Consider the following 7,546-nt stretch of genomic DNA (forward strand, 5'->3'; position numbering starts at 1 on the left):
GTGCCCGGCGGCACACCGATCCCGGTGTATGTGGCGGCGATGGGCCCCAAGGCGCTGCGGGTCACGGGCGAACTGGCCGACGGCACACTGCCCTATCTGGCCGGGCCCCGCACCATCGAAGAATTCATCGTGCCCGAGATCACCAAGGCGGCGGCCGGGGCGGGCCGCCCGGCACCGCGCGTCATCGCCGCGGTGCCCGTGCTGTTGTCCGACGACGTCGACGGCGCTCGCAGCGCCGCCGCCCAGCAGCTGAGTTTTTATGAGGCCATCCCGTCGTATCGCAACGTGATCGCCCGGGAAGGCCTCGCCAGTGTCGTCGACCTCGCCGCGATCGGGCCCGAGGAGTCCGTAACCCGCCAGTTGCGCCGCTACCGTGACGCCGGAGCCACCGACATCGTGCTCAGCCCGCTGGACCGCTCCGACTCGGTCGACCGGGAAGCGCTGTGGAGGCTCACCGCCGCGCTGTGACCGCGCGGGACACGCGCGCCGTCAGCGATATTTGATCATCAGCGCCATGCCGATGATGCACACCAGCCAGATGGCGGTGATGAAATACGTCAGCCGGTCCAGGTTCTTCTCCACCACCGTGGAGCCGGACAGGCTGGACTGGACGCCGCCACCGAACAGCGTGGACAGGCCGCCACCCTTGGCGCGGTGCAGCAGCACCAGCAGCACCACCAGGATGCTGGTGACGACCAGGGTGATCTGCAAAGCCAACTGCATGACGGCCAGCCTACCTGGGCGAAGCCGTGCTCAAGGAAGAGGCCCGCCGGCGGCGATCGCCGCCAGCGTGGCGAACTGCTCGCCGTCCAGGGAGGCGCCGCCGACCAGTCCGCCGTCGATGTCGTCGCGGGCGATCAGCTCGCCGATGTTCTTGGCGTTCACCGATCCGCCGTAGAGCACCCGCACCGAGTCGGCGACCTCCGGCGAGGCGAGTGACGCCAACTGTTCGCGGATCGCCTTGCAGACCTCCTGAGCGTCGGCGGCGCTGGCCACCCGTCCGGTGCCGATCGCCCACACCGGCTCGTAGGCGATGACGACCTTGGCGATCTGCTCGGCCGACAACCCGGCCAGCGACTCACGCACCTGCTTCTCGCAATGGCTGACATGCTGGCCGGCCTCACGGATGTCGAGGTGCTCGCCCACGCACACGATCGGGGTCAGCTCGTGCTTGAGCGCCGCGGCGGCCTTGGCGGCCACCACCGCGTCGTCCTCGTGGTGGTAGGTCCGCCGCTCGGAGTGCCCGACGACGACGAACGTGCAGCCCAGCTTGGCCAGGAAGGCGCCGCTGATGTCGCCGGTGTAGGCACCCGAGTCGTGTTCGGACAGGTCCTGGGCGCCGTAGGTCAACCGCAGCTTGTCCCCGTCGACCAGGGTCTGCACGCTGCGCAGATCCGTGAACGGCGGTAGCACCGTGACGTCGACCTTGTCGTAGTACTTGTCCGGCAACGCGAACGCGATCTTTTGCACCAGCGCGATGGCCTCGAAGTGGTTGAGGTTCATCTTCCAGTTGCCGGCGATCAGCGGTTTGCGGCTCACGACTCTGGGGCCTTTCTAGTTGTGGTCGGGCTGGGGTCGACTCAACACCTCGATACCCGGAAGCGTCTTGCCCTCAAGGTATTCCAGCGACGCTCCCCCACCGGTCGAGATGTGCGAGAAGTCGCCCTCCGGGATGCCCAGTGCGCGCACCGCGGCCGCGGAGTCCCCGCCGCCCACCACGCTGAACGCGCCCTTGCCGGTGGCCGCGGCGATCGCCTCGGCGACGCCCTTGGTGCCCGCGGCGAAGGCGGGGAATTCGAACACGCCCATCGGCCCGTTCCAGAACACGGTTTGGGCGTTGGACAGCAACGTGGTGAACCGTTTGACCGAGCCCGGCCCGATGTCCAGGCCCATCACGTCGTCCGGGATGGCGTCGGCCGCGACGGTCTGCGGTGTCGCGTCGGCGGCGAACTTGTCGCCCACCACGATGTCCACCGGCAGCCGCAGCACGTCGACGTAGGTGTCCAGCAGCTCGCGGCAGGTGTCCACCATCTCGGTCTCCAGCAGCGACTTGCCGACCGAGAAACCTTGCGCGGCAAGGAAAGTGAAGCACATGCCGCCGCCGATGACGATGCTGTCGGCCTTGGTGGCCAGCGATTCGATCACACCGAGCTTGTCGGACACCTTCGACCCGCCGAGCACCACCGCGTAGGGGCGTTTGGTGGAGCTGGTCAACTGCTCCAGCACGGCGATCTCCTCGGCCACCAGCGTGCCGGCGTAATGCGGCAGCAGGGTGGCGATGTCGTACACCGAGGCCTGCTTGCGGTGCACCACACCGAAGCCGTCGGAGACGAAAGCCCCTGTCGGACCCACCAATTCGGCCAGCTGGCGGGCCAGCGCCAGGCGCTCGCCGTCGTCCTTGCTGGTTTCGCGGGCGTCGAAGCGGATGTTCTCCAGCAGCAGCACGTCGCCGTCGGTCAGGCCCTCGGCGCGGGCCAGCGCGTCGGTGCCCACGACATCGCCGGCCAGTTGGACGTGCCGGCCGAGTTGCTCACCGAGCGCGGCGGCGACGGGCGCCAGCGACAGCTTCGGGTCGGCTCCGTCCTTGGGCCGGCCGAGGTGCGCGGTGATCACCACCTTGGCGCCCGCCTCGACCAACGCCTGCAGCGTCGGCACCGAGGCGGTGATGCGGCCGGCGTCGGTGATCTTCCCGTCGTCCAGCGGCACGTTCAGGTCCGAGCGCACCAGCACGCCGCGTCCGGAAACCCCCTCGGCGAGAAGGTCTTTCAGGGTGTGGACGGCCACGGTTTACAGCGACTTGCCGACCAGGGCGACCAGGTCGACGAGGCGGTTGGAGTAGCCCCATTCGTTGTCGTACCAGGAGACGACCTTCGCCTGGTTGTCGATCACCTTGGTCAGACCCGAGTCGAAGATCGAGCTGTGCGGGTCGGTGACGATGTCGCTGGAGACGATCGGGGCATCGTAGTACTTCAGGATGCCCTTGAGCTTGCCCTCGGCCGCGGCCTTGAACGCGGCGTTGATGTCCTCGGCGCTGACCGACTTGGACAGCTCGGCGGTGAGGTCGGTGACCGAGCCGGTGGGGATCGGCACCCGCAGCGCGTAGCCGTCCAGCTTGCCCTTCAGTTCCGGCAGCACTAGGCCGATGGCCTTGGCCGCGCCGGTGGAGGTCGGCACGATGTTCAGCGCGGCGGCGCGGGCCCGGCGCAGGTCCTTGTGCGGCCCGTCCTGCAGGTTCTGGTCCTGGGTGTAGGCGTGGATGGTGGTCATCAGGCCCTTGACGATGCCGAACTCGTCGTTGAGGACCTTGGCCAGCGGCCCCAGGCAGTTGGTGGTGCACGAGGCGTTGGAGATGATGTTCTGGCTGCCGTCGTACTTGTCGTCGTTGACGCCCAGCACGATGGTGATGTCCTCGTCGGTGGCGGGCGCGGAGATGATCACCTTCTTGGCGCCGGCGTCCAGGTGCCCCTTGGCCTTGGCGGCGTTGGTGAAGATGCCGGTGGACTCGACGACGACGTCGACGCCCAGGTCGCCCCAGGGCAGCGCCGCCGGGCCTTCCTTGACCTCGAGCGCCTTGATCTTCTTGTTGCCGACGACGATGGTGTCGTCGCCCTCGAGGCTGACGTCGTGCGGCAGCCGACCCAGGATGGAGTCGAATTTCAGCAGGTGCGCCAGGCTGGCGTTGTCGGTCAGGTCGTTGACGGCGACCACCTCGATATCCGCGGTGCCCTGCTCCTGTTGAGCCAGCAAGGCCCGGTAGAAGTTCCGCCCGATGCGACCGAAGCCGTTGATACCTACTCGGACCGTCACTTGTCTCTCCTGTCGTCTTTCTTTCCGGTGTCCGCTGATTTGCGCTCGTCGCCAGCCTAGATCAGGGGCGGCTACCATTGCCGCGCTGGTATATCACCCGTGACCTCGGCCACACGCGGTCCGGTTAGCGGCCACGCTTGCGCAGCCATCCCAGCGCCGCCCCGGCGGCGTAGTACCCACACAGGCCGTGGATGCCGGCTCCCGGCGGCGTCGATTGCGAGCACAGGTAGACGCCGGGCACCCCGGTCGCGTACGGGTTGACCGAGACGCGCGGCCGCAGGATGACCTGGAGCCCGTCGTTGGCGCCGCCGATGATGTCGCCGCCGATGTAGTTGGGGTTGTAGGCCGCCAGGTCGGCGGTGCCGGTGCTCACGGTCGCGACGATGCGGTCGCGGAATCCCGGGGCGAACCGCTCGATCTGGTCGGTGATGATTTCGGTGGCGTCGCCGGTGTAGCCGAATGGCACGTGAGCGTAGGCGTAGATCGGGTTGATATTGCCCGCCGAGCGCGACGGGTCGGCCAGGTATTGCTGCCCGAGGATGATGAACGGCCGCCGGTACATCCGTCCTTGCGCCCGCTCGCGTTCGCTGTGCGCGATCTCGGCGAATGTCCCGCCCAGATGCACGGTGCCGGCGCGACCGCAGTCGGGACTGGTCCACGGGATGTCGCCCTGGACGGCGTAGTCGACCTTGAATGCCGACGAGCCCTGGCGGTACCGCTCATACGATCGCTTGATCCGCGCGGGCATGGCGTCGCCGTAGATCTGCAGTGCCGCGGCGGGGGTCAGGTCGAGCATGACGATGTCGGCGTCGGGAATGTCTTTGCGGCTGGTCACGGTGACGCCGGTGGTGATCGCGGCGCCGTGTTCGGCCAGCACGGCTGCCAGCGCCGCGATGATCGACCCCGATCCGCCCTCAGCCACCGGCCAGCCGTAGTGGTGCCCGCTGGCCATGAACATCAGCGCCATCGCGGCCGTCAGTGGCCGGTCCAGCCGGGTGTAGGCGTGCGCGGCCTGGCCGCCGTACAGCGCGCGCACGCGCTCGGTGCGAAACCAGCGAGCCAGCACCGTGGCCGGCAGCACCGCGCGCGGTCCGAAGGCAGCGAGCCGGATGGGGTGTTGCGGAACATGCAGGACCGGGCGCATCAGGTCTTGGCACAGCTCGTCGAAGCCGGCGGCGAGATCGCCCACCGCGAGCCGCCACCGCCGTCCGTCGGCGCCCATTTCGGCCACGGTTCGGTCCATCGAGCGATACAGCGACCCCGCGGTGCCGTCGTCGAGCGGGTGCGCGCAGTCGATCTCCGGCCATTTCCAGGTCAGTCCATATCGACTCAGGCCGATCTCGTCCCAGAACGGTGAACCCACCGCCATCGGATGCACCGCCGCGCAGACGTCGTGGATCACCCCGGGCACCGTCAGCTCGGCCGAGCGCGCTCCCCCACCGACGGTCTCGCGCGCCTCGAGCACCTGCACGTCGACGCCGTCGCGGGCGAGTCGGATGGCCGCGGCCAGGCCGTTGGGCCCGGCGCCGACGACGACGGCCTTACGCATGGACCGTCGTGACGTGGACGGGGTAGTCGTCGCCGGGCTCGGGCCAGGGCTGCCGGCTCAGCATGTCCGCGACGTCGACGTAGCCCTCTTCGACGAGGCCGGTCTTGGCGTCGACGATGCGGTAGGCCTGCGTCTGGCGCTGGATCGGCTGGGCTTCCAGGATGATCACCCGCACCTCGCCCTCGTCGAAGTCGCAGCGGCGCTGCACGGCGGCCAGCAGCTGCTCGTTGTGCAGGTGGCCTTCGCCGAAGTTCCACCCGATCAGCGGTCCGGCGATGATTTCGCCGTCGCGCAGCAGGTAGTCGGCCTCGTCGGCGCCGTCGGGCAGGGCGCGGGACACCAGCCCGCCCAGCGCCCGGCCGTGGGTGTGCATGGACCGCCACCCCATCAACTTGTCGATCATGAGCTCGGCGGTCTGCGGATCATAAAGGCGGGCAAGCTGATTGAGTGCCAGCGCCGACGCCTTGGTGATGTTCGCCTCGATCTTGTCCTCGGCGCCCTTGCGCAGGCACCAGGTGCTGGTCGCCCAGTTGCCCGCGTAGTAGCGCATCGCCGGCAGGAACGAAACCTGTTGCGGGAACATGTTTCCCACGATCGGCACCACCGCCAGCGCGACGATCAGGATGATCAGCAGCAGCGGTGAACTCAGGCCGGTGGCCGTGACACCGGCGTAATGGCCGAACAAATAGAACAGCGAAAAGATGAAGAAGACGTTCCACTCCAACGGCACCCCCATCGGAATGGTGGAGGTGATGTTGAGGTGGAACAGCACCATGAAGCCGATCAGGAACCACGCCCACCGGTGACCGTCGGCGAAGAACACCAGGACCAGCGGAACCAGAAATTCGGCCGTCGTCCCGCCGACATGGGCCATGACCTTCGGTATCCACGACGGCCGCAGGTCGTCGACCGGGTCGAGGTAGAGCCGTCGCTTGAACCAGTTGAACGCCCGGCTGCGCAGCAGGGGGCTGTTGCTCATCATGACCGCCACGACGTACGGGAAGTGGTGGTTGAGCTTGGATGTCGCCGCGCCCCACCACAGCGCCAGCACGATGATCTTGAAGGCGGCGATCTGGTCGGTGAACCCGAAGAAGAACACCAGCAGCGTCAGCCCGTAGTGCTCGCCGCGCGCCGCCAGGAAGACGGTCTTGTCCCGCAGCCCCAGCAACGCGAGCGCGACGATCGCTGGCACCACCAGCCACGGATCGATCAGGCCGACGTCGCCCGCGGGCGTCACCGGCCCGCCCCGCCCCGGTGAGAGCAGCGCCCAGACGCCGGAGCCCAGCACGACGAGATACAGCGCCACATCGGCCACCGTTCGGCTGTCGCCGCGGGTGAACGGCACCTTGTCCGGCCAGGCCGGCAGCCGAATGGTGTTGGGCCGCAACCAATACAGGAACCCGCCGAACGGCGGCCAGAACCGCGCGGTCAGCGGCCCCGAGCCGCAGCCCAGGCCCAGGATCTCGAACAGCAGCGTGAAGATGACCAGCTTCTGGTAGACGATCGGCTGCGTCCACCAGTCGGTGAGGTGGGCCAGCCCGCCCAGCCCCGGCGTCAGGGAGATCACCGCGGCGGCGCCGGCGGCGTACCCGGCGATCTTGAAGAGGTAGAACAGATAGACCGCGTAGGGCGAACCGAAGCCGTGTTCGACCCAATGCCGGGTCATGATCTGGCGCCTCGTCGAACGCGGCAGGCTGAGCCACGTCTGCGGGTCGACGTCGGGAAACTCTGGAGCCATGAATCCCATGGGCGGCCTCGTTCCTGTCTAGAAACCAGCTGGCCCATTGAATGTATCGGCACCGCCACGCGGGTGCGCCGCATTGTGCGCCTCAGCGCTGCGCGTCACCACCCGATCAACCGCCCAACGGCGAGAACTGTTGCGGGAAGCGGTGATTCAGCGCAGGCCTGGCGCGGACCGGCGAGCCACCGGGCGTGCCTGCGGCGCGGCCGCACCCGCCGTCCGGCGGACGAACCGGCGCTGCAGTTTGTCGATCAGCGCATCGACGAGTATCAGCGCAAAATCGGCACGGCGGAGGCGCGGGGCGACCTGGACGCCGTGGCGAACTACCGCCGTCTGGCGCGCATCGCCGAGCAGGATCGGCGGACCCTGGACGCGCTGATCGACAAACTGCAGCGCCGGTTCGTCCGCCGGACGGCGGGTGCGGCCGCGCCGCAGGCACGCCCGGTGGC

Annotated in this window: 7 protein-coding genes and 1 pseudogene; 2 read left to right on the forward strand and 6 right to left on the reverse strand. The window is 68.3% G+C overall.

The features are described 5' to 3' along the window. Window positions 1–468 (forward strand): LLM class flavin-dependent oxidoreductase (locus A9W96_RS23810; RefSeq protein ID WP_156765387.1); only part of this gene is annotated, 468 nt, incomplete at its 5' end. Window positions 469–489: 21 nt separating this feature from the next. On the opposite strand, the gene secG is transcribed toward A9W96_RS23810, so the two are convergent. From secG to A9W96_RS23840, 6 genes are all read right to left on the reverse strand, one after another. Continuing rightward, on the reverse strand, window positions 490–723 hold the full coding sequence (gene secG, locus A9W96_RS23815; protein WP_066864507.1) for a preprotein translocase subunit SecG: 234 nt from the start codon (window positions 721–723) through the stop codon (window positions 490–492). A gap of 30 nt (window positions 724–753) precedes the next feature. Next, window positions 754–1,539, reverse strand: coding sequence for a triose-phosphate isomerase (gene tpiA / locus A9W96_RS23820; RefSeq protein ID WP_066864509.1), 786 nt, complete (start codon window positions 1,537–1,539; stop codon window positions 754–756). 15 nt (window positions 1,540–1,554) lie between these two features. Further along, window positions 1,555–2,784: a phosphoglycerate kinase gene (gene pgk, locus A9W96_RS23825; protein WP_066864513.1), complete on the reverse strand. Its 1,230-nt coding sequence runs from the start codon at window positions 2,782–2,784 to the stop codon at window positions 1,555–1,557. 3 nt (window positions 2,785–2,787) lie between these two features. Continuing rightward, window positions 2,788–3,807, reverse strand: coding sequence for a type I glyceraldehyde-3-phosphate dehydrogenase (gene gap / locus A9W96_RS23830; RefSeq protein ID WP_066864516.1), 1,020 nt, complete (start codon window positions 3,805–3,807; stop codon window positions 2,788–2,790). A 124-nt stretch (window positions 3,808–3,931) separates the two neighbouring features. Then, the gene (locus A9W96_RS23835; protein ID WP_067143576.1) at window positions 3,932–5,356 is read right to left on the reverse strand and encodes an NAD(P)/FAD-dependent oxidoreductase; all 1,425 of its coding nucleotides are present in this window, start codon (window positions 5,354–5,356) and stop codon (window positions 3,932–3,934) included. Continuing rightward, window positions 5,349–7,103 (reverse strand): DUF3556 domain-containing protein, encoded by a 1,755-nt coding sequence (locus A9W96_RS23840; protein ID WP_067143579.1) that lies wholly within the window; start codon window positions 7,101–7,103, stop codon window positions 5,349–5,351. The genes A9W96_RS23835 and A9W96_RS23840 overlap by 8 nt, the downstream gene beginning before the upstream one ends. Window positions 7,104–7,166: 63 nt before the next feature. Here A9W96_RS23840 and A9W96_RS30755 point away from each other — a divergent pair. Then, window positions 7,167–7,546: pseudogene (locus tag A9W96_RS30755) on the forward strand (hypothetical protein); the annotation flags it as partial.

The organism is Mycobacterium sp. 1245852.3 (assembly GCF_001669335.1).
Classification (GTDB): domain Bacteria; phylum Actinomycetota; class Actinomycetes; order Mycobacteriales; family Mycobacteriaceae; genus Mycobacterium; species Mycobacterium europaeum_A.

What these genes read in the sequence shown, in the direction of transcription:
- secG (WP_066864507.1), bottom strand. Translation starts at nt 723, where the DNA reads ATGCAGTTGGCTTTGCAGATCACCCTGGTCGTCACCAGCATCCTGGTG.
- A9W96_RS23835 (WP_067143576.1), bottom strand. Translation starts at nt 5,356, where the DNA reads ATGCGTAAGGCCGTCGTCGTCGGCGCCGGGCCCAACGGCCTGGCCGCG.
- A9W96_RS23840 (WP_067143579.1), bottom strand. Translation starts at nt 7,103, where the DNA reads ATGGGATTCATGGCTCCAGAGTTTCCCGACGTCGACCCGCAGACGTGG.